Below are 21,484 nucleotides of genomic sequence, written 5' to 3' on the forward strand. Positions count from 1 at the left end.
ACCAGGCGGCCAGTCCCGCGACGACGGCCAGGCACAGCAGCACGGCGAGCGCGCCGGTCAGCGTGCGCAGGCGGCGGGACGCCCGGGCCGCGGCCCGCCGACCCTGCTCGTACGCCGCCACACTCGTGGTCAGGAAGTCGCGTTCGAGCCGGTTCAACTCGCCCACCGGCGCGCCCGTTTGGCCTCCGTCGCCGAAGGTCTCGCGCGCCTCGGTCAGCCGTGTCCCCCGGTACAGCGCGCCCGCGTCCCGGTCCAACTCGGCCCAGGTGAGGGCCGCTTCGGTGAGCCGACGGTGCAGGCGCAGCCGCTCGCGGTCCTCGTCCAGCCAGCCGCGCAGCCGCGGCCAGGCGCCTATCAGCGCCTCGTGGGCGAGGTCGACCGTATCGCCGTCGACCGTCAGCAGCCGACTGTCTACAAGCCGCTCCAGAACGTATGCGGTCGTCTCGTCGGCGTCGACTTCCGCACGGTCGACGGGACGCCGGGTGTCCTCGGTACCGTCGCCGGGATTCACCAGGCGCAGCAGCAGGGCCCGCAGCACGGCGGCCTCGGCGGGTGTGCACCGGGTGTAGGCAGTCTCCGCGGTGTGGGCGACAGCACCCCGGACGCCGCCGACGGCCTCGTACGCGGCGAGGGTCAGCGCCTTGCCCGTACGGCGCCGCCAGACCTCGCGCAGGGCATGGGCCATCAGCGGCAGACCGCCCGGTTCGCCGGCCACGTCCGCGACGATCCGTGCGGTCAGGGCGCGTTCCACGACGAGGCGTCGTGCGGTGGCCGGCCGCACCACGGCCTGGCGCAGGGCATGCGGCGACATCGGTCCGACGAGGAGGGCGGAGTCGCGCAGCGCCTCGGCGAGCGGCCCGTGCTCGGCGAGGCGGCCGTAGAAGTCGGCGCGCACGGCGATCAGCACGCGCAGCCGGGACGCCGGATCGCCAGCTGCGAGCAACTGCCCGAGGAATCCGGCCCGTTCGGCCGGGTCCGCACAGAGGGTGAAGACCTCCTCGAACTGGTCGACGACGAGCAGCGTGTCGCCCGGCGCCTCGTGCGGGGTGAAGAGTGCCGCGTGGGTGCGTGCCGGATGAGGGCCGGGGGAGAGCAGGCGGATGGTGGCGAGGCGTAGGCCGGGGTCGGTCGCCTCGCGCAGCGCCGGGATCAGACCCGCCCGCAGCAGCGACGACTTTCCGCTGCCCGAGGCGCCGACGATCGCCGCGAACCTCGTGCGGGCGGTGAGCCGGAGCAGGTCGGCGGTCAGGTCGTCCCGGCCGTGGAAGTGCTCCCCGTCGCCGGTCTCGAACCGGGCGAGTCCCGGGTAGGGGCTGTCCTCGCCGTCCGGGTCGTCCCCCGCGTCGGCCGACTCGGCGACGGCCTCCCGCCATCGGCGTTCCCACTCCCCGGTGTCACCGCCGCACGCGGTGACGTAGGCCAGGAGGACCGGCAGGGAGGGCAGCCGTTCGCCGGCCGCCGCGGCGGACAGCGTGGGCGCCGAGTAGCCCGCGCCGAGCGCCATCGCGCGGTAGGTCGGGGTGCCCGCCTCGTCGCGCAGCTTGCGCAGTTCGTACGCGAAGCGCTGTACCGCACCCGCCCCCGGATCCAGCGGTTTCTCCCGGCGTCCCATGCGTGCCTCCCCATCGGTCACGGCCGTCCCACAAGCTAACAACCGGCCCCGCGAATTGATGGGCACGCCGAACGGGGGCTGCCCATCAATCCTTCGGCGTCTGAACTCGTCGGTGCACGCCTCCTCGCGGTCGCTCCCGCGTTCCCGCGCCTGGACCCACGCACCGGAGTCAGTCATCGCCACCACACACTTTCCTGGACCTCTTCTGCGGCCCGCCCGGTTGCCCTCCGCAGCCGTCGTTCGACGCCGAGGCGCGCCCTGGCACGCCCTCGTGCCTGCCGCCCTCTCCCTCGCCCTCGGCCTGTGGGGCGTCCGGCGGGGCGGCAGCATGTGGCGGGACGAGGCGGTGACGTACGACATGGCATGGCGCTCGCCTGGAGAGCTGTGGCAGACGCTGGAACAGATCGACGCCGTGCACGGGCTGTACTACCTGCTGCTGCACGGGCTTTTCCGGATCTCCGGCGAGGTGGATCCACTACTGGTGTTACGGCTGCCGTCGGTGCTGGCGACCGCCGCGGCGGCCGGAACGGTGGCGCTGCTGGGGAGCCGCCTGGCCGGCCCGCGCGCGGGGCTGTCGGCCGGGGTCGTCTTCGCGCTGCTGCCGCCGGTCCAGCGGTATGCACAAGAAGGTAGATCGTATGCACTCGTGTGCGCCCTGGTCGTGTGGGCGTCGTATCTGCTGATACGGGCCGTGGAGCGGCCGACCCCGCGCGCTTGGACCGGTTACGCGGCGGTCATGCTGACGGCCTGCCTGCTGCACGAGTTCGCCGTGCTGGCCCTGGCCGCGCATCTCGTGGCGTTGCCGCGAGCCGTCCGCCGCGCCTGGGTTCTGGCGGCGCTCGCGGTCTGCGCGGGTCTCGCCCCACTGGTGGTGCTGAGCACGCGTCAGTCGGCCCAGGTGGCGGGGATCGGCGGCCTCGGGGCCGACGCGGTGGCCGGTTTCGTCGGCGTGACCGTGCTCGGGGTGGCCTGTGCGGCACTGCTCAGGGGTGTCCGCAGGAGCCGGAGCCGCGTGGGGCTCACGGCACTGGCTCTGCCCCTGCTCGCCCTGCCCGCGTTCCTGCTCATCGCGCTCACTCCGCTGAAGCCGCTGTACGTGGACCGTTACGTCCTGTACGGCCACGCGGGCACCGCCCTGCTGGTCGGCGCCACCCTCGAGCGGCTCGTGCGCGCCGGCGGACGGATCCGGACCGTCGCCGTCATCGCCGTCGGGGCGGCCGTGCTCGCGCTGCTGCCGGTCACCTTGCAGCTGCGCACGCCGCCGAGCCGTACCGACGACGTCGCCGCCGTCGCCGAGGCCGTCCGTGCGGAGGGAGGTGACGCCGACGGTGTCCTCTACATGCCGTCGCGACGCCGCGTGTGGTCGTTGCCGGAACCGGGCTCCGTTCGCGGACTGCGCGACCTCGCCCTCGACCGCGGCCCGGCCGCCTCGCACACGCTGTACGGCACGGAGGTGGCCGCCCCCGTCATCCGTTCCCGCATGCTGGCGACCACTCGCATCGTCGCCTTGCGCGATCCCGCCGGGCAGCCGGTCGACCAGAACGACCGGGAGGCGGCCAAACGGCGGGTGCTCGCCGCGTACTTCGTGGAGTGCCGGACCCGGCACGTCCTGGGCGCGCGGATCACCGTCTACGCCCGACGGGGCCTGTGCTGAATCCCGTATACCGTCGTCAGCCGATCCGCACGGCGGTGTATACCGTATGCGCCGCCAGGACGAAGACATCCGGGCGGCGGTGCACGCTCGCCTCGTCGTCGGGGGCGAGGAGTCGGTCGAGGGTGACGCGGTCGTCGGCGTCGAGATGGTCGCCGAGGCCGTCGCGGAGGCGGGACAGGGAGGCGGCGACGTAGGCGCGGGCCCGGTCGGTGGTCGGTGCGGGCAGGTCGAGCAGGAAGCTGCGCGTACCGGTGGGCCTGAGGCCGACGGCGGCCATCAGCGCGGGCCAGTCCTCGGTCTCGGCGACAGCGCCGGGCAGGTCCGCGCGCATCCGGGCGAACCAGTCCTCCTGCAACGCGTCCAGCCGGGCCTGCAGTCCGGGCCGCCCGATGCCGATGTCGCGGGGCAGGAACCGGGCGGGCAGTCCGCCCTCCAGGAGCGCGAGCGTGCCGCCGGTGGCGAGTCGCGCGGCGAAGGCGGCGAGCGCGGCGCGCTGGTCACCGAGGTGGTGCAGGCTCCGGGCGGCCCACAGCAGGTCGGCGGGGTAGTCCAAGTCGTCGAGGACACCGGGCAGCTCGCCGACGAGGGTGCCGAAGCGGTCGGCGACGCCGAGCCGGCCGGCCCGGGCACGGGCCCGCTCCAGCAGCGGCTCGGCGCCGTCGACGGCGACCACCCGGGCGCCGGGGAAGGCCTCGGCGAGCAGACAGGAGACGACGCCGGGTCCGCTGCCCGCGTCGACGATCAGCCCCGGCTCGGTCTGTTTGTGGCCGAGCCAGGCCAGAGCCCGTTCGTACAGGGGCGTGAACAGCTCCGCCTGCGTCTCCAGCAGCGGGCCCATCTCGGTCCAGTCGATGTCGGTGTGGTCGTGGTGGTGGCCGGCGTGGGCGTGGTGGTCGTCGTGGTGGTCGTGCGCCATGATGGTCAGCCTCTCGTCGCGATGCGGCCAGCGTGCGCCGACGCACCGCGACGGGGCCACCGCCCTTGCCGCAACGGCAAAAACGGCGGCATGCGGACTGGAGGCGGCTTCCTGTCGATCCGCCGGGGCCCGCCCTGAAGGGCACAGACCCCGGCCGATCACCCGGGTGCTACAGCGCCGGGTAGGCGTTCTTCATGAGCTCCTGGAACTGTGCCGAGAACCAGTGCCCGGACAGCGGGGAGTTCGGCAGCGCGCCGGACATGTTGTTGCCGTTGCGCGGGTTGCCCGTGTAGGTCGGGTCGCACATCCGGTCGAAGCCCTTGCCCTCGTCGTTCTCGATGAACTGGCTCGAGCCGTCGGACTCCCCCGGGGGCTTCATCCACACATAGGCGTCGATCCCGGCGGCCGGGTTGGCCTGCGGGCGCTCGCCGAGGCCGGCGCCGGACTGGTTGCACCAGTTGCCGACGTGGATGCGGCGGTCGTAGCGGCCGCCGTCGACATATGTGTCTACAGTCGTCTGCGGACCAGGACCGGCCGGCCGAGCGGTGCCGCCCCAGCCGTTGCGGGAGGTGTCGATCAGCATGCCGATGCCGGAGGGGAAGCCGACCGAGACCAGCTGGTTGCGGAAGGCCTGGGCGAACGACAGCTCGTCGACGTACCGGTTCCAGTCGACCCACTTCGACTCACGGACCGACTTGCCGCCCGCGGAGTCGTTGATGGTGAAGTTGTTCTCCTTCAGGGCGCTGTAGTTGGCCGTGTTGGTGATGAAGCCGTGGACGTCGTTGACCGTGGCGCCCTCGGCGGTCGCCGCCTCCTTGAAGGTGTTGGCCGAGGCGCCGAAGTTGTCGTCCCAGCCGATCCAGCCGTGGTGTCCGGCGTCGACGTAGTTGTAGACGTTCGGCACGTCGCCGAGCTTGTTCAGCGCGTATCCGACGCCCTTGACGTAGTTGCCGTTGGCCTTCATCACGTCGCACTGCGGGGTGGCCGTCGGGCGGCTGCCGGTGTTGGTGACGAGGTTCGGCAGCGAGTCGATCTCGACGGTGGTCACGATCCGCAGCGAGGCGTACTTGGAGTCGGCGAGGATGGCCTTGATCGGGTCGATGTACTGCGTCTTGTACTTGTCGATCTCGTCGGGCTTGAGTTCGCCGTTGGAGGCGAGGGCAGCGCAGTCACGGCCGGGCAGGTTGTAGATGACGAGCTGGACGACGAGTTCGTCGGAGCCCTTCTGCCGCAGCGCCTCGTCGAGATGGGCACGCAGCCCCATACCGCCGTTGACGCCGTTGATCGCGGCGATCCGGTCCAGCCAGACACCGGTCGGCTGGTTGGCGATCCGGCTGCCGCCCGGCTCGGCGGCGGCCTTCGCCCGCCACTCCGGGTTCACATACACCTTGGCGCCGTTGTAGGGGTTGTCGACCCGGTTGGCGGGGCCGCCGGGGCCGGGATTGCCGGGCCCGGTACTGCCGTCGTCGACGTTGCAGGTCACGCCGTCGAGGGTGAAGGTGGCCGGGACGGCGTTGGTGCCGCTGTAGCTGCCCTGGAAGCCGAAGCTGACCGAGCCGCCGGTCGCGAGCTGGGCGTTGTAGCTCTCGTTGGCCGCGGTGACGGCGGCACCACTCTGGCTGAGCTTGGCGTTCCAGCCGCTGGTGATCTTCTGGTTTCCGGCGTACGACCACTTCACCGACCAACTCGACTTGGCCGCGCTGTTGTTGGTGACGGTGACGTTGGCGGTGAAGCCGGTGTCCCACTGGTTCTGCACCTTGTAGTCGACGGTGCAGGGGACGGCGGCGGCGCCGACGTCGCCGGGGACGACGGCCAGTGCCGTCCCGGAGGCCCCGGCGACCAGCGCCAGGGCAGCGAGTATCGCGGTTCTGGTACGACTCATGAGTGCGGGTTCCTTCTCGGTTGCGGGTCACTCGATTGCGGGTTGACTCGGTTGCGGGTGACTCGGTTGCGGGAGTTGTCAGCCGTTCAGGGCGCGCAGGTGATCGCGCAACCCGATGCCGTACGCCGTGGGCGTACCGTCGTAACTGGTGATCAGTGCGGGACCGGTGTTGCAGTTCCAGGTGTTCCAGGTCCAGCCCAGGTAGGACAGGCCGCGGTCGTCGAACCACTTCATGACCTGGTCGACGAATCCGTGCGAGCAGGTGTTCTCACCGATCTCCCCGGCCACGAGCGGCACTTGGGCGGCGACCGGGGCGAGCGTGGAGTTGAAGCAGCTCTCGTTCGAGCAGGAGTTGAAGTTGTACACGTGCCAGGCCGCGGCGAGATTCCCGGCCGGGTCCGTGGGCTTGTACGTGAGCCACTGGCTCAGGTCGTTCGCATACGCGAGACCGCCGACCAGGATCAGGTTTCTGGCGCCGGTGTCCCGGATGCTGTCGACCAGATCCTGCATACCGGCGACCTCGTACCCGATGCCGGAGCAGGTGCCGCCGTCCCGCCAGCACTGCCACGCCTGGGTGGTCGTGGCCGTCGCGCGGTCCGGGTAGGGCTCGTTGAACAGGTCGAAGACGACGGTCGGGTCGTCCTTGAAGGTGCTCGCCACCGAGGCCCAGAAGGACGGCGTGTACCGCATGTTGGGCATCGGCTTCTGGCAGCTGGCGTGCACGTCCGAGCAACCGGAGGAGTTGCCGGTGTACTGGCCGTGGGACCAGTGCAGTTCGAGCATCGGCGTCATGCCGTGGGCCTTGACCTTGGCGACCAGGTCCTTGACGGCGTCGACGTAGTTGGCGCCACGGTATTCAGGTGCGATGTTCGAAAGACCCAGCCAGCACTCCTCGTTGAGCGGGATGCGCACGGTGTTGGCGTTCCAGTCGGCGATCGCCTCGACGGAGGCGTCGTCGACGGGACCGTCCCAGATGCCGCGGCCCTGCACACACATGAACTCGCCGCCGGACCGGTTCACGCCGAGCAGGCGACGCGTCCCGCCCTCGGCGTCCACCAGCTTGTTGCCCAAGACGCGCAGGGCCGGCGCCAAGCCGTCACCGGGATCCGGCGGATCGGTCGGATCCGGCGTGGGCGACGGTTCGGCGTCGACGTTGCAGGTGGTGCCGTTGAGCTGGAACGACGTCGGTACGGCGGTGCTCCCCGACCAGGAGGCGAGGAACCCGGCGCTGATACTCGCGCCGGTGGCCAGCGAGCCGTTGTAGCTCTCGTTGACCGCGGTCACCGTCGTACCGGACTGGGACCACTTGGCGTTCCAGCCCTGGTTGACCTTCTGGCCGTCGGCGAGATCGAAGGTGAGTCGCCAACTGCTCACCGCGGTCGTGTTGTTGGTGATCCGCACAGCGCCCTGGAAGCCGGTGTCCCACTGGCTGGTGACGGAGTACTCCACCGTGCAGGCGGGTGCGGCCCCGGACGCCGTGACCGCCGGCACCGTCACGGACCCGACAAGGGCGCTCGCGCCGGCGACGGCTAAAAGTACTGAACGCGGGGGGTGTCGCATGAGCGACTCCTTGCAGTTCGGGCACGTCGTGACGGACGCGTCGACTGATGGAATCGCTCCCACTGGTGTCAACGAAGCTAGCGCCAAGTGTCGGTAAAGAACAGAGGAGTAACTGACTTTTCCTCAACGTCTACCGTCGAATCTTTTCGACTCTTCAAGCACCTTGACCCCTCTCACCCCCGTCCCCACTATGGGAGCGCTCCCACTGGTTCAAGCCTTGACTTCTCCGAGCCGCAAGGAGGAACCAGCACATGCCCCCCAGGAAAAGACGCCGGGCCGCCCGGCGTTTGTGGACCGCTGTCGTGGCGGCCCTGGCCCTTCCGTTCACCATGGTGAGTACGGGTTCGACTCCCGCTCAGGCTGCGGCACTTCAGTGCAGCGTCGACTACAAGACGAACGACTGGGGCGCCGGTTTCACCGCGGACCTGACGGTCACCAACCGCGGCACGGACGCCATCAACGGCTGGACCCTGACCTACAGTTACTCCGGCAACCAGAAGCTGTCGAACGGCTGGAACGGCTCCTGGTCGCAGTCCGGCCAGGCGATCACGGTCAAGAACGCCTCGTACAACGCCACGATCGCCGCCGGCGCCGCCGTCTCCACCGGCGCGCAGTTCACCTACAGCGGCACCAACGCCGCCCCCGCGAACTTCGCGGTCAACGGCACCAGTTGCACCGGCGCGCACCAGCCACCCATCACCGTGCTGACCAGCCCGGCCGCGGGCGCCGTCTACACACAGGGTGACGCGGTCCCGCTCGCGGCGACCGCCGCGGCCGCCGACGGCGCGACGATCAGCAAGGTGGAGTTCTACGACGACACCACGCTGCTGGGCACGGACACGAGCGCGCCCTACACGTTCTCCGCTTCTGGTTTGACCGTGGGCAGTCATTCGCTCCTCGCGAAGGCGTACGACAGCCTGGGCGCGTCCGCGGAGTCCACGCCTGTCGGCATCACGGTCGCCTCCGGGCCCACGGTGGTGGCCTCGACCAACCAGCTGGCCGTCCAGCAGGGCAAGACGGCAACGTACGACGTGAAGCTGTCGACCCAGCCGTCGGGCAACGTGACCGTGACGACCGCCCGCACGGGCGGCAACTCCGGCCTCACGGTGACCGGCGGGGCGTCGCTCACCTTCACCCCGTCGAACTGGAACACCGCCCAGAAGGTGACCATCACGGCCGACTCCTCCGGCACGGGTGCGGCGACCTTCGAGTCGACGGCCACCGGTCACGGCAAGGCCTCGGTGACGGTCACCCAGATCGCGGCGACGAAGGCGTACGACGCCCGGTTCCTGGAGCTGTACGGCAAGATCACCAACCCGGCGAACGGCTACTTCTCGCCCGAGGGCATCCCCTACCACTCGGTCGAGACACTGATCGTCGAGGCTCCCGACCACGGTCACGAGACCACGTCGGAGGCGTACAGCTACCTTCTCTGGCTGCAGGCCATGTACGGCAAGGTCACCGGTGACTGGTCCAAGTTCAACGGCGCCTGGGACATCATGGAGAAGTACATGATCCCCACCCACGCCGACCAGCCCACCAACTCCTTCTACAACGCCTCGAAGCCGGCGACGTACGCGCCCGAGCTGGACACACCCAACGAGTACCCGGCGAAGCTGGACGCTGGGGTCTCGGTCGGCTCGGATCCGATCGCCGGTGAACTGAAGACCGCATACGGTACGGACGACGTCTACGGTATGCACTGGCTGCAGGACGTCGACAACATCTACGGCTACGGCAACTCGCCAGGCAAGTGCGAGGCGGGCCCGACGGACACCGGGCCGTCGTACATCAACACCTTCCAGCGCGGCGCGCAGGAGTCGGTGTGGGAGACGGTGCCGCAGCCGACCTGCGACGCCTTCAAGTACGGCGGGAAGAACGGCTACCTGGACCTGTTCACGGGTGACGCGTCCTACGCCAAGCAGTGGAAGTTCACCAACGCCCCGGACGCCGACGCCCGTGCGGTGCAGGCCGCGTACTGGGCCGACAAGTGGGCCGAGGAACAGGGCAAGGGCAGTGACGTTTCCGCGACCGTCGGCAAGGCCGCGAAGATGGGCGACTACCTGCGGTATGCGATGTACGACAAGTACTTCAAGAAGGTCGGCAACTGTGTCGGTCCCTCCTCCTGCCCGGCCGGCACCGGCAAGGACGCCTCGCACTACCTGATGTCCTGGTACTACGCCTGGGGCGGGGCCACCGACACCTCTGCGGGCTGGGCCTGGCGGATCGGCTCCAGCCACGCGCACGGCGGCTACCAGAACCCCCTCGCGGCGTACGCGCTGAGCAGTTACGCCGACCTGAAGCCCAAGTCGGCGACGGGGCAGGCGGACTGGGCCAAGTCGCTCGACCGGCAGCTGGAGTTCTACCGCTGGCTGCAGTCGAACGAGGGTGCCATCGCGGGCGGTGCGACCAACAGCTGGGCGGGCCGGTACGCGACGCCGCCGGCCGGGAAGTCTACGTTCTACGGCATGTACTACGACCAGCAGCCCGTCTACCACGACCCACCGTCCAACCAGTGGTTCGGCTTCCAGGCGTGGTCGATGGAGCGGGTGGCCGAGTACTACCAGCAGACGGGTGACGCGGACGCCAAGGTCGTCCTCGACAAGTGGGTCGACTGGGCGCTGTCCAAGACCACGATCAATCCGGACGGCACCTACCTGATCCCGTCGACGCTCCAGTGGTCGGGCCAGCCCGACACCTGGAACGCCGCCAACCCAGGCGCCAACAGTGGCCTGCACGTCACCGTCGCCGACTACACCAACGACGTCGGTGTGGCCGCCGCGTACGCCAAGACCCTGACGTACTACGCGGACCGTTCCGGTGACACACAGGCGGCGTCCACCGCGAAGGCGCTCCTCGACGGCATGTGGAACAACCACCAGGACAGCCTGGGCATCGCCGTCCCGGAGACCCGCGCCGACTACAACCGCTTCGACGACGGCATCTACATCCCCTCCGGCTGGACCGGCACGATGCCGAACGGCGACGCGATCAACTCCTCGTCCACCTTCGACTCCATCCGCTCCTTCTACGAGGACGACCCGGCCTGGTCGAAGATCGAGGCCTACCTGGCGGGCGGAGCCGCGCCCTCCTTCACGTACCACCGGTTCTGGGCCCAGGCGGACATCGCCCTGGCCATGGGCTCGTACGCGGAGCTCCTCGAATAGTCCCCGCTGACGCTCCGCGTGCAGGCCCTGTCACCTGACGACAGGGCCACGACCGGGCGGCCCCCACCCGCACGGGGGGCCGCCCGGTCCTCGCACGCTCCCCTCCTGAAAGGCCCCCTCAAAGGCGCCTTTTGGAAAGGCCCTCCTGAAAGGAAGGACCCCCACCGTGCGAAGAACCCGCGTCCTCACAGCCGTACTCGCCCTCGCGGCCGGCCTGCTCGCAGGCACCCCTCCCGCGCTGGCCGCCGACACCCCGAAGGCGGTCGTCGCCGCCGACACCTACACCTGGAAGAACGCCCGCATCGACGGCGGCGGCTTCGTCCCAGGCATCGTCTTCAACCGCACCGAGAAGAACCTGGCCTACGCCCGTACGGACATCGGCGGTGCCTACCGCTGGCAGGAGTCGACGAAGACCTGGACCCCGCTGCTGGACTCGGTCGGCTGGGACGACTGGGGGCACACGGGCGTGGTCAGCCTGGCCTCCGACTCCGTGGATCCGAACAAGGTGTACGCGGCCGTCGGCACGTACACCAACAGCTGGGATCCGAAGAACGGCGCGATCATGCGCTCCTCGAACCGGGGCGCGACCTGGCAGAAGGCGGACCTGCCGTTCAAGCTGGGCGGCAACATGCCGGGCCGGGGCATGGGCGAACGCCTGGCCGTCGACCCGAACAGGAACAGCGTGCTGTATCTGGGCGCGCCCAGCGGCAAGGGCCTGTGGCGGTCGACCGACTCGGGTGTCACCTGGTCGCAGGTGACGAACTTCCCCAACGTCGGCAACTACGTGGCGGACCCGAGCGACACCTCCGGCTACTCCAGCGACAACCAGGGCATCGTCTGGGTCACCTTCGACGAGTCCACCGGCACGTCGGGCAGCGCGACGAAGACGATCTACGTCGGGGTGGCCGACAAGGACAACGCGGTGTACCGCTCGACGGACGCGGGTGCGACCTGGCAGCGGGTCGCCGGGCAGCCGACCGGATATCTTCCGCACAAGGGCGTACTGGATACCGAAAACGGCTACCTGTACATCGCATACAGCGACAAGGGTGGCCCATACGACGGCGGCAAGGGTCAGCTGTGGCGGTACGCGACTGCGACCGGCACTTGGACGAACATCAGCCCGGTCGCCGAGGCCGACACCTACTATGGTTTCAGCGGCCTGACCGTCGACCGGCTGAAGCCCGGCACGGTCATGGCGACGGCGTACAGCTCTTGGTATCCGGACACTCAGATCTTCCGCTCCACGGACAGCGGCGCGACCTGGACGAAGGCGTGGGACTACACGTCGTACCCCAACCGCGAGAACCGCTACACGATGGACGTCTCGTCCTCACCGTGGCTGACCTGGGGCGCCAACCCGTCCCCGCCCGAGCAGACCCCGAAACTCGGCTGGATGACCGAGGCGTTGGAGATCGACCCCTTCAACTCGGGCCGCATGATGTACGGGACGGGCGCGACGATCTACGGCACGGAGAATCTCACGAACTGGGACAGCGGCAGCAAGTTCACCATCAAGCCGATGGTGCAGGGCTTGGAGGAGACGGCGGTCCTCGACCTGGCCTCTCCTCCGTCGGGCGCCCCGCTGCTCAGCGCGCTCGGTGACATCGGCGGCTTCCGGCACACGGACCTCACCAAGGTCCCGTCGATGATGTACACCCAGCCGAACTTCGCCACCACCACGAGCCTGGACTTCGCCGAGTCGAACCCGAACACGGTGGTACGCGTCGGCAACCTGGACTCGGGGCCGCACGTCGCATTCTCCACGGACAACGGCGCCAACTGGTTCGCGGGGACCGACCCTTCGGGCGTCAGCGGCGGCGGCACGGTGGCCGCGGCGGCCGACGGCAGCCGGTTCCTGTGGAGCCCTGTCGGTACGGGCGTGCAGTACACGACCGGGTTCGGGAACTCGTGGTCGGCGTCGAGCGGGATCCCTGCGGGCGCGATCGTCGAGTCCGACCGGGTCGACCCGAAGGTCTTCTACGGCTTCAAGTCCGGGAAGTTCTACGTCAGTACGGACGGCGGCGCGACCTTCACCGCCTCCTCGGCCGGTGGTCTGCCCAGCGGCGACAAAGTGCGCTTCAAGGCGCTGCCCGGCGCGAAGGGCGACATCTGGCTGGCGGGCGGGGCCACGGACGGGGCGTACGGCCTGTGGCACTCCACCGACGGCGGTGCCACCTTCACCAAGCTGTCGAACGTCGAGCAGGCCGACACCATCGGCTTCGGCAAGGCGGCGGCCGGTGCCTCGTACCAGACCTTGTACACCAGCGCGAAGATCGGCGGGGTGCGCGGCATCTTCCGCTCCACCGACAAGGGCGCGACCTGGACCCGTATCAACGACGACGCCCACCAGTGGGGTTCGACGGGCGAGGCGATCACCGGTGACCCGAGGGTGTACGGGCGGGTGTACATCGCGACGAACGGCCGCGGCGTCATCTACGGCGACGCCTCCGACACCGGCGGCGGTACGGAACCCACACCGACGCCGACGGGGACCTGCACGGTGACGTACAAGATCACCAACCAGTGGTCGGGTGGCTTCCAGGCCGATGTGCAGCTGGCCAACACCGGCTCGAATGCCTGGAGCGGCTGGTCACTTGGCTGGACCTTCGCCGACGGCCAGAAGGTCACGCAGGTGTGGAACGCCGAGTACACGCAGTCGGGCGCGGCGGTGACCGCCAAGAACGTCGGCTGGAACGCCAACGTGGCGGCGGGCTCGTCCGTCAGCTTCGGGTTCACCGGCAGCTCGTCGGCGACGAACTCGAAACCGACGTCGTTCAAGCTGGGCGACCAGACCTGCAAGGTCGCCTGACCCGGGCCTCGAGGGCGCGTGCCGCACCGGCACGCGCCCTCTTGGTCGTCTGATGCGTGTATGCCGTGTACTACGGCGTGTATACCGTCGGCCGCGGAGCCGTCGACATCCCGTTGCCGATGAAGAAGCTGGGGTGCGGCGGTTGATTGTATGCAGTGTTCTGCCAGGCCAGTGCCGTGCGGTACTGCGTGTCATGCAGCAGCGTCGTGATCTTGGTGCTGGTCTCGATCGGCGTGGAGTAGACGCGCAGGGCCGTGTTGTTCGAGGTCGGCCAGACGACCTCCTCACGCCAGTCTCCGAGGATGTCCCCGGACAGGGACGGCGTGGCCTTGGTGCCGTTGTTGGAATGGACGCCGGACCCGGTCAGCAGGCGGGTGTCGCCGGAGGTGCCGTACTTGTCGATACGGGTTCCGTCGAGGAGTTCGCGGACGGTGTCGCCGTCCCACCAGTTGACGAAGTTGATGCTGGAGGGCTCCCGGCCGAGGGAGGAGCCCGTCGCGGAACGCAGGGTGGTGTCCGCGGCGGACCAGGCCTCGGCGCCCGCACTGCCGGCGTAGATGTCGGCGGCGACCCCTCGGCCGTTGTCGGAGCCGGAGGCCGTCTGCCACAGGATCGAGCCGGTACGCGCGTCGGCCATCCAGGAGCCGGGCTTGCTGCTGTCCTCGGAGACCTTGAAGTACTCGAGACCCGCCCGCGAGGGATTGAGGTCACCGACGTGACCCGCGTCGCCGTGCCCCAGCTTCGTCGTCCACAGCCCGCCACCGTTGTCGTCCACGGTCATCGCGCCGTACACGATCTCGTCCTTGCCGTCGCCGTCGACGTCCGCGACGGACAGGCTGTGGTTGCCCTGGCCGTCGTAGCCCTTGCCGCTGTTGGTGGAGGAGTTGGTGTCGAAGGTCCACCGGCGTGTGAAGCTGCCGCCCCGCCAGTCCCAGGCGGCGATGACCGTGCGGGTGTAGTAGCCGCGGGCCATGATCAGGGAGGGACGCGAGCCGTCCAGGTAGGCGGTGCCGGCGAGGAAGCGGTCGACGCGGTTGCCGTAGGAGTCACCCCAGGACGAGACCGCGCCGCGGGCCGGGACGTAGTCGACGGTCTGCATCGCCTTGCCGGTCTGGCCGTTGAACATCGTCAGGTACTCGGGGCCCGACAGCACGTAACCGCTGGAGTTGCGGTGGTCGGCCGACGAGCTGCCGATCACCGCGCCGGTGCCGTCCCTCGTGCCGTCGGCGGTCTTCATGGCGATCTCGGCCTTGCCGTCGCCGTCGTAGTCGTACGCCTGGAACTGCGTGTAGTGGGCGCCGGAACGGATGTTGCGGCCCAGGTCGATGCGCCACAGGCGCGTGCCGTCCAGCTTGATGCCGTCGACGATCGTGTTGCCGGTGTAGCCGGACTGCGAGTTGTCCTTGGCGTTGGTGGGATACCACTTCAGCACGAAGTCCAGCTGTCCGTCGCCGTCGAGGTCGGCGACGGAGGCGTCGTTGGCCTCGTAGGTGTAGGCGACGCCGTCGGGGGTGGTGCCACCGGCGGGCGCGCTGATGGGCACGTCCTTGTAGCCGGTGCGGAGTTGGACCGCGTGGACGGAGTCGGCCTGCTCCACACCGCCGACAACGGCGCGGACCGTGTAGTCGGCCTGGGCGGGGGCGCCGGAGTGGAAGTAGTTCGTGGAGCCGGTGACGGGCGTGGAGTTGACCTTCGTGCCGGCCCGGTAGACGTTGAAGGAGACGTCGTTCGCGTCGGTGCCGAGCCAGCGCCAGCTGATCAGATTGCCGCTGTCGGTGTGCACGCTGACCACACCGCGGTCCAGCTTCTCGACCTGGCGGGCGGTGGCGGCCTCGGCGCTGTCGGTGGCGAGGGTGGTGAGTCCGGCGCCGACGAGGGCCGCGGCGGCGGTGGCCGCCGCGAAGACGGCTCGGCGTCTGCGGTGCTTGCGCTTGTGCGGGTGCGGGTTCTGCACGGGGGCCTCCTGGGAGGACGGGCGGATTCCGTTCCTCCTCAGTCGCCGCCGCGCGCCTGGGGGTTGCCGTATCTTTCGGCCAACTCGGCGACCGTCCGGGCGAGTTTGGCGCGCAACTCGGGTGGGGCGAGCACCTCGATGTCGGTGCCCAGGCGCAGGAACTCGGCGTGGGCGTGGTCGACGGACTCGATGGGGACGGTGACCAGGGTCCAGCCGTCGTCGTCCGTACGTCCGTCGGCCTTCGCCGGCCTGCTGAGCGTCGCGCCGGGCGCGAGACGCACCAGCGCCTCGCCCTGGTGCAGCCGCTCGTGGAAGTCGCGCTGGTACGCCGTCCAGTAGGCGGCCAGGTCGAAGTCGTGGGGGCGGGTGAACTCCTCGTCGGAGGTGGCGAGTTCGAGGATCTGGTCGACGCGGTAGGTGCGCGGGCCCGGGGCCGCGACGACGTACCAGCGGCCGGCCTTGAGGACCAGTCCGTACGGCTCCAGGCGGCGCTCCACGTCGGTGGGTGTACGCCAACGACGGTATACGATATGCAGGATACGGTTGTTCCATACCGCGTCGGCGACCGCCGACAGGTACGGCGTCTCGTCCGCGTCCGCGTACCAACCCGGGGCGTCGAGGTGAAAGCGGCCGCTGATCCGGTCGGCGTGGGCGCGCAGCTGTGGCGGCAGGGCGGCTCGGACCTTCAGCTGGGCGGCGGCCAGGACGGAGCCGAGGCCGAGATCCGCGGCGGGTCCGGGGACGCCGGCGAGGAAGAGGGCCTCCGCCTCGCCGGCGGTCAGGCCGGTCAAGCGGGTGCGGTAGCCGTCGAGGAGACGGTATCCGCCGGCGTGGCCCGCGTCGCCGTACAGCGGGACGCCTGCGGCGGCGAGCGCCTCCATGTCGCGGTAGACCGTGCGGACGGAGACCTCCAGTTCCTCGGCGAGCTGGGCGGCGGTCATCCGGCCGCGGGTCTGGAGCAGCAGGAGGATGGACACCAGTCGACTGGACCTCACTGACACAGGATGGCAGTGAAGCGGTTCTACCGTCCCGTCCATGGCCCCGCAGAAGAGATTCAGCGAGAAACTGCTGACCGCGCCGCCGCCGATCGAGGTGGCGGGGCGGCACATCAAGCGCTACCACGTCACCACGGACCCGGCGGGCATCGCGCCCGACGTCCAGGATGCGGCGTACGCGATCCTGCCGAAGCTGCTCCCGGATCCGGACGGCACACCGCCCGCGACGTTCGTCGTGCTGCACCGGGGCGGTGACGACGGCACGTACCTCAACGCGTACAGCTGGGTGTGGGACAACGTTCTGCACTTCAAGGGCGCCGCGGCGGGCCAGCCGGTGCTCGGCTGCCCGGACCGCGACCCCACGCATTTCATCACGCCGGAGCTCCCCTGGATCGGCTGCGTCTGGGAACTGCCGCCGATCCTGCACGAACGGGACGCCTGGGTACGGCACCTGCTCGCGCCCGAAGTCCCGGACCTGGACGCTTACTTGGCCGATTCCCTGCCCGCCGGAACCACTGGAGACCGCTCATGAGCAGCCCGTACGACTTCGACTTCTTCCACGGCGAGTGGGAGGCCCACCATCGCCGGCGCACCGACTTCCTCGACCCGGACAGCGGGTGGGAGGAGTTCGGGGCGACGAGCCGCTGCTGGAGCCTGTTCGACGGGGCCGCGAACGTCGATGAGCTGGACGTGCCGAGCCAGGGGTGGAAGGGGCTGACCCTGCGCCTCTTCGACAGGGAGACCGAACAGTGGTCGCTGAACTGGTCCTCCAGCCGCACCGGAAAGCTGTTCCCGCCGGTCGTCGGCCGCTTCGACGGCGACCGCGGCGAGTTCTACGGCGATGACACGCACGAAGGCAAGGACGTGCGGGTGCGGTTCGTGTGGTCGGGGACCTCCGACACCGCTGCCCGCTGGGAACAGGCCTTCTCAGTGGACGGCGGGTACACCTGGGTGACCAACTGGGTCATGGACTTCGGTCGGCCTTCCGGAACGCCAGCACCGTGAACACGGGGTCGGCGCGCGACCGGTCCTGGTCGGGGAGGGTCTCCAGCCGCGCGGCGAACCGTTCGGTGAGCGGGTCGCCGGGCGGCAGCCGGGTGAACCAGCCGCGCCGCAGGTCCGCGATCGTGCTGCGGGGGCTGCGGCCCTGACCGCGACCGGGAAAGCAGGCCTGCCCGGCCGGGGCGAGTCCGTGCACGGCGGCGTACAACGTGACGGCCTCGGCGGCGTCCTGAGCGGGCCGGCGCGGGCGCGGGGCGAGTACGGCGTCGATGTCGCTGCCGACGTCGTGCGCGGCGGCCTTGTCGACGGTCGTGACATACATACCGCCGGGCCGCAGCACCCGAGCGCACTCGGCGATGACGGCCCGGACGTCGTCGCCGGTGTCGAGCAGGTGCAGCAGCCACACACTGGTGACGGCGTCGAACGCCCGGTCGGGGAACGGCAGCCGACGGCTGTCCGCGAGGACGATCGCATCCGGCAGCCGAACGGCCGCCATCCGGGCCATCCCGAACGTCAGGTCCGCGCCCGTCACCCGCAGGGCGCGCCGGGCCGCCGCGAGCCGCCGGGTCACGATGCCGGTTCCGCAGGCGACGTCGAGGAGCCGGCGGGCGCCGGCCGGGACCAGACCGAGGACGGCGTCCGCGGCCGCGGCGGCTCTGGGCTCGCCGCCGCGGGTGGCGTCGTAGGCGTCGGCTTCCTTGTCGTAGTCGAGCACGTGCGTCAGCGGGCTCCGTGGCCCGGTGCCAGGTCCTCGACCCTGCGCGCGAGCTTGAAGTCCAGCTCGGTCACGGCCCCGCCCACGCTGTGTGTGTTCACGGTCAGGGACACCGTGTTGTAGCCGAGGGTGAGGTCGGAGTGATGGTCGAGTTCCTCCTGGACCTGGGCGATGTGGACGACCATCGCCGTGGCGGCGAAGTGGTTGCCGAGCCGGTAGGAGCGGGTCAGGCGGTCACCGTCGAGCGACCAGCCGGGCAACTCCGCGAGCCGGTCCTCGATCTCCTTCTGCGACAGCGGTTCGACGGGCATGACCTCGCTCCTTCCTGGATGCCGGGTACCTCTTCAGCCTGCCACAAGCGTGCTGCTTCGGGCCTGGTCAGGCGGGTTCCCGGGGATCAGCCGCGGGAACATTCGGCCGCCAGGTCGTCGGCGAGCGCGGCGATCCGGTCACGGCCCTCGACCCGCTCGACCCACGCGTGCGGCAGACCGACGTCGCCGTGCAGGGCGCCGAGCAGGTTGCCGCAGATGGAGCCGGTGGAGTCGCTGTCGCCGGAGTGGTTGACGGACAGCAGCAGGGCTTCCTCGACACCGGGCTCGGCGAGCGCGCAGTAGACGCCGATGGCGAGAGCCTCCTCGGCGACCCAGCCGGCGCCGAGGGTCTCGACCTTCTCCGCCGTCGGCGATCCCGCCGCGGCCAGATCGACGGCCCGGCGCAACGCGTTCGAGGTCTCCTCGTGGCCGGGATGGCGCTCCAGCACCCGCAGCGCGCGCAGCACCGAGCCCTCCAGGGAGTCCCCGGCCACCACGTTCGCCACGATCGCCGCCAGCGCGCCCGCCGCGTAGTAGCCGGTGGGGTGGCCGTGGGTGATCTGGGCGCCGCGGGCGGCCATGGCGAAGGCCCCGTCGGCGGGGTTGCACAGGCCGAAGGGGGCCGAGCGCATCACCGTGCCGCAGCCCTTGGAGTCGGGGTTGACCTGCCCGGGCTTGCCGTCGAGTTCCAGCCACGGGTCGGGGGCGTACATCTGGGCGACCCCTGACAGGCAGGCGTTGCCGGGGGCGCGGCGGGAGTACAGCCAGGCCTCGGTGATCAGACCGCCCGACGGGGCGCCGCTCTCCGGCGGCGCGGCCTGCTCCGGGCCCGGCTTCGTCTGGGTCTCCAGCCACCGCTCGTACGCCCAGCGCAGCAGCAGGGCCCAGCCGCCGCCGATGCCCTTCTCCCGTTCCCGTGCGTGGGCCTGGACAAGGGCCTCGACGGTGAACAGGGTCATCTGCGTGTCATCGCTGATCCGGCCCACCACGCCCCCGCCGCCGGGCACGAACCCCGTCACCCCGCGGTCGCCGTGGGTCGCGCGTATCCGGTCCAGGGAGGAGAACTCGATGGGGTAGCCGAGGGCGTCACCGATCGCCCCGCCGAGGAGGCAGCCGCGCACTCTGGCGCGGTACACCGCCGTGGTCTCCAAGGTCGGCTTCGACGGCAGGATCATCCAGGCTCCTCGATTTCAGTCGCTCGTTCTTCGGATACGGTCGCCGGCTCCTTGCATACGGTCGCCCGCCTCCTCGGATCCGGCCGCCCGCCTTTCGCATACGGTCGCCCGCTCCTCGGATGCGGTCGCCCGCTTTTCGCATACGGTCGCCCGCTCCTCGGACACGGTCGCCCGTCCTCGCATCGGTCGCCCGTCCACCGGACACAATCGCCCGCTCCTCGACTACGGTCGTCCGTATGACCATTGTCGCGTCCGGTTCCGCCGCACCCGCCACCACCCCCGCCGACAAGGGTGTCGGCCCGCTGCTGCGAGCCTGGCGGGAGCAACGGCGGGTCAGTCAGCTGGAGTTGGCGCTGCGCGCGGACTCCTCGGCCCGGCACATCAGCTTCATCGAGACGGGCCGTTCCCGGCCGAGCGAGGAGATGGTTCTGCGGCTGGCCGAGCACCTCGACGTCCCGGTCCGTGAGCGCAACGCGCTGCTGCTGGCCGCCGGTTACGCGCCCCGCTACCCACAGACCCCGCTGGACGACCCGGCGCTGGACTCCCTGCGCGAGGGCGTGGAGCGGCTGATCCAGGGCTACGAGCCCTACCCGGCACTCGTGCTCGACGCGATGTACAACGTCCTCGCGGCCAACCGGGGCATCCTGATGCTGCTCGACGACATTCCGGAGTCGCTGGTCGCGCCCCCGCTGAACGTGATGCGGCTGACTCTCCACCCGGAGGGCCTGGCGCCACGTATCCGCAACCTCCGTGAGTGGCGCGGGCATCTGCTCGCCCAGATGGAACGGCAGATCGCCCTGCGCCGCTCCGAGCCGCTGCGGGCGCTGTACGAGGAAGTGGCGGCATACCCGGTCCCGGAGGCGGACGACGACCAACCGGCCCAGTCCGTCCCGTACTTCGCACTGCCGATGCGGATCGAGCACGAGGGGCGGACGCTGTCCTTCATCTCCTCCATCTCCACCTTCAACACGCCCATGGACGTGACCGTCGCCGAGCTGGCCATCGAGACGCTGCTTCCGGCCGACCCCGCGACGGTCAAGTATCTTCACTCACTGCTTCCCTGACCCTGACGCGCCCTCAGGGCCGCGTACTGCAGCAGGGCGAATCCGGCGACGGTAAGCGCCTGCAGCACCGTCCACACGGCGCCGGCCGTGGTCGGTGACAGCCACAGCGCCAGGGCGACGAAACTGAGCGCCGCCCACGCGAGGTTGGCCTCGACCACGGCCCGTACCGGCAGCGCGGCCGGCCTGGTACGGGCGGCGAGCAGGCCGACGGCCGCCGCGTACACCGCGAGGAACGCGCCGAGTGCGAGCAGCAGACCGGAGTCGGCCCCGAGGAAGCGGCCGAGCGGGCCGGAAGCGGCGAGGTAGGCGAGGCCGTTCGCCCCGGTCACCACCGCGTCCAAGGCGAGGAAGCGCCGCAGCATGGTGTGCGGGTCGGAGGTCCGAGCGAGCGCGGTGAGCTGGGTCGCGGACATGGCGAATCACCCTCCGTTGAGGTCGGATTGCGGCAACTGGATCCCGGATCCTGCATCCCGTATGCCAGATGGATCCGGGATCCCAGATCCAGAACCCAGGACCAGGACCAGGACCAGAATCCCGGATGAGGGATATCGGATCCTTGATGCAGGATCCGAGCTGCCGGATCCCGGACCGGAGTGCGCCGGCCCGGAACCCGGTGCCACCACCATCCCGTCCTCCGCCGCCACCGTCGATTACCTCCGAGGTAA

The 21,484-nt window shown here is 70.1% G+C and carries 15 protein-coding genes and 1 pseudogene; 6 read left to right on the plus strand and 10 right to left on the minus strand.

The annotated features are described in order from the left end of the window. Positions 1–1,612: pseudogene (locus CLM62_RS43680) on the minus strand (hypothetical protein); the annotation flags it as partial. 271 nt (positions 1,613–1,883) lie between these two features. Here CLM62_RS43680 and CLM62_RS43685 point away from each other — a divergent pair. Next, complete coding sequence (locus tag CLM62_RS43685) at positions 1,884–3,266, plus strand: glycosyltransferase family 39 protein (protein ID WP_257004435.1); 1,383 nt, start codon at positions 1,884–1,886, stop codon at positions 3,264–3,266. A gap of 16 nt (positions 3,267–3,282) precedes the next feature. Here CLM62_RS43685 and CLM62_RS43690 read toward each other — a convergent pair whose 3' ends face one another. From CLM62_RS43690 to CLM62_RS43700, 3 genes are all read right to left on the minus strand, one after another. Further along, positions 3,283–4,182: a trans-aconitate 2-methyltransferase gene (locus tag CLM62_RS43690; protein ID WP_095755453.1), complete on the minus strand. Its 900-nt coding sequence runs from the start codon at positions 4,180–4,182 to the stop codon at positions 3,283–3,285. Between the two features lie 169 nt (positions 4,183–4,351). Next, complete coding sequence (locus CLM62_RS43695; RefSeq protein WP_095755454.1) at positions 4,352–6,064, minus strand: glycoside hydrolase family 6 protein; 1,713 nt, start codon at positions 6,062–6,064, stop codon at positions 4,352–4,354. Between the two features lie 78 nt (positions 6,065–6,142). Next, on the minus strand, positions 6,143–7,624 hold the full coding sequence (locus tag CLM62_RS43700; protein WP_179382474.1) for a cellulase family glycosylhydrolase: 1,482 nt from the start codon (positions 7,622–7,624) through the stop codon (positions 6,143–6,145). Between the two features lie 251 nt (positions 7,625–7,875). Between CLM62_RS43700 and CLM62_RS43705 the strand changes: the two genes are divergently transcribed. Further along, complete coding sequence (locus CLM62_RS43705; protein WP_095755456.1) at positions 7,876–10,791, plus strand: glycoside hydrolase family 48 protein; 2,916 nt, start codon at positions 7,876–7,878, stop codon at positions 10,789–10,791. 166 nt (positions 10,792–10,957) lie between these two features. Next, positions 10,958–13,603 carry a cellulose binding domain-containing protein gene (locus CLM62_RS43710; RefSeq protein ID WP_095755457.1) on the plus strand — a complete coding sequence of 882 codons (2,646 nt, stop codon included), beginning with the start codon at positions 10,958–10,960 and terminating at the stop codon, positions 13,601–13,603. 70 nt (positions 13,604–13,673) lie between these two features. On the opposite strand, the gene CLM62_RS43715 is transcribed toward CLM62_RS43710, so the two are convergent. Next, positions 13,674–15,557: a rhamnogalacturonan lyase gene (locus CLM62_RS43715; protein WP_095755458.1), complete on the minus strand. Its 1,884-nt coding sequence runs from the start codon at positions 15,555–15,557 to the stop codon at positions 13,674–13,676. Between the two features lie 38 nt (positions 15,558–15,595). After that, positions 15,596–16,552, minus strand: a complete 957-nt coding sequence (locus CLM62_RS43720) for a YafY family protein (protein ID WP_095755459.1) — start codon at positions 16,550–16,552, stop codon at positions 15,596–15,598. 40 nt (positions 16,553–16,592) lie between these two features. Between CLM62_RS43720 and CLM62_RS43725 the strand changes: the two genes are divergently transcribed. Both CLM62_RS43725 and CLM62_RS43730 read left to right on the plus strand, forming a co-directional pair. Further along, positions 16,593–17,084, plus strand: coding sequence for a hypothetical protein (locus CLM62_RS43725; protein ID WP_095755460.1), 492 nt, complete (start codon positions 16,593–16,595; stop codon positions 17,082–17,084). Further along, a complete protein-coding gene (locus tag CLM62_RS43730; protein ID WP_095755461.1) occupies positions 17,081–17,557 on the plus strand; it encodes a hypothetical protein in 477 nt (158 codons plus the stop codon). Before CLM62_RS43725 ends, CLM62_RS43730 begins: the two co-directional genes overlap by 4 nt. Here the strand turns inward: CLM62_RS43730 and CLM62_RS43735 are convergent. From CLM62_RS43735 to CLM62_RS43745, 3 genes are all read right to left on the minus strand, one after another. Continuing rightward, the gene (locus CLM62_RS43735; protein ID WP_095755462.1) at positions 17,517–18,269 is read right to left on the minus strand and encodes a class I SAM-dependent methyltransferase; all 753 of its coding nucleotides are present in this window, start codon (positions 18,267–18,269) and stop codon (positions 17,517–17,519) included. The genes CLM62_RS43730 and CLM62_RS43735 overlap by 41 nt on opposite strands. Before the next feature lie 5 nt (positions 18,270–18,274). Continuing rightward, the gene (locus CLM62_RS43740; protein WP_095755463.1) at positions 18,275–18,580 is read right to left on the minus strand and encodes a 4a-hydroxytetrahydrobiopterin dehydratase; all 306 of its coding nucleotides are present in this window, start codon (positions 18,578–18,580) and stop codon (positions 18,275–18,277) included. Between the two features lie 86 nt (positions 18,581–18,666). Beyond that, positions 18,667–19,755 carry an ADP-ribosylglycohydrolase family protein gene (locus tag CLM62_RS43745; protein ID WP_095755464.1) on the minus strand — a complete coding sequence of 363 codons (1,089 nt, stop codon included), beginning with the start codon at positions 19,753–19,755 and terminating at the stop codon, positions 18,667–18,669. Positions 19,756–19,991: 236 nt separating this feature from the next. Between CLM62_RS43745 and CLM62_RS43750 the strand changes: the two genes are divergently transcribed. Beyond that, entirely contained in the window at positions 19,992–20,819 is an 828-nt protein-coding gene (locus CLM62_RS43750; protein WP_095755465.1) for a helix-turn-helix domain-containing protein, read from the plus strand. On the opposite strand, the gene CLM62_RS43755 is transcribed toward CLM62_RS43750, so the two are convergent. Further along, complete coding sequence (locus tag CLM62_RS43755; protein ID WP_095755466.1) at positions 20,801–21,232, minus strand: hypothetical protein; 432 nt, start codon at positions 21,230–21,232, stop codon at positions 20,801–20,803. The genes CLM62_RS43750 and CLM62_RS43755 overlap by 19 nt on opposite strands. Between the last annotated feature and the right edge of the window lie 252 nt (positions 21,233–21,484).

Origin of the sequence: Streptomyces sp. SA15 (assembly GCF_002291145.1) — a bacterium.
Lineage (GTDB): Bacteria > Actinomycetota > Actinomycetes > Streptomycetales > Streptomycetaceae > Streptomyces.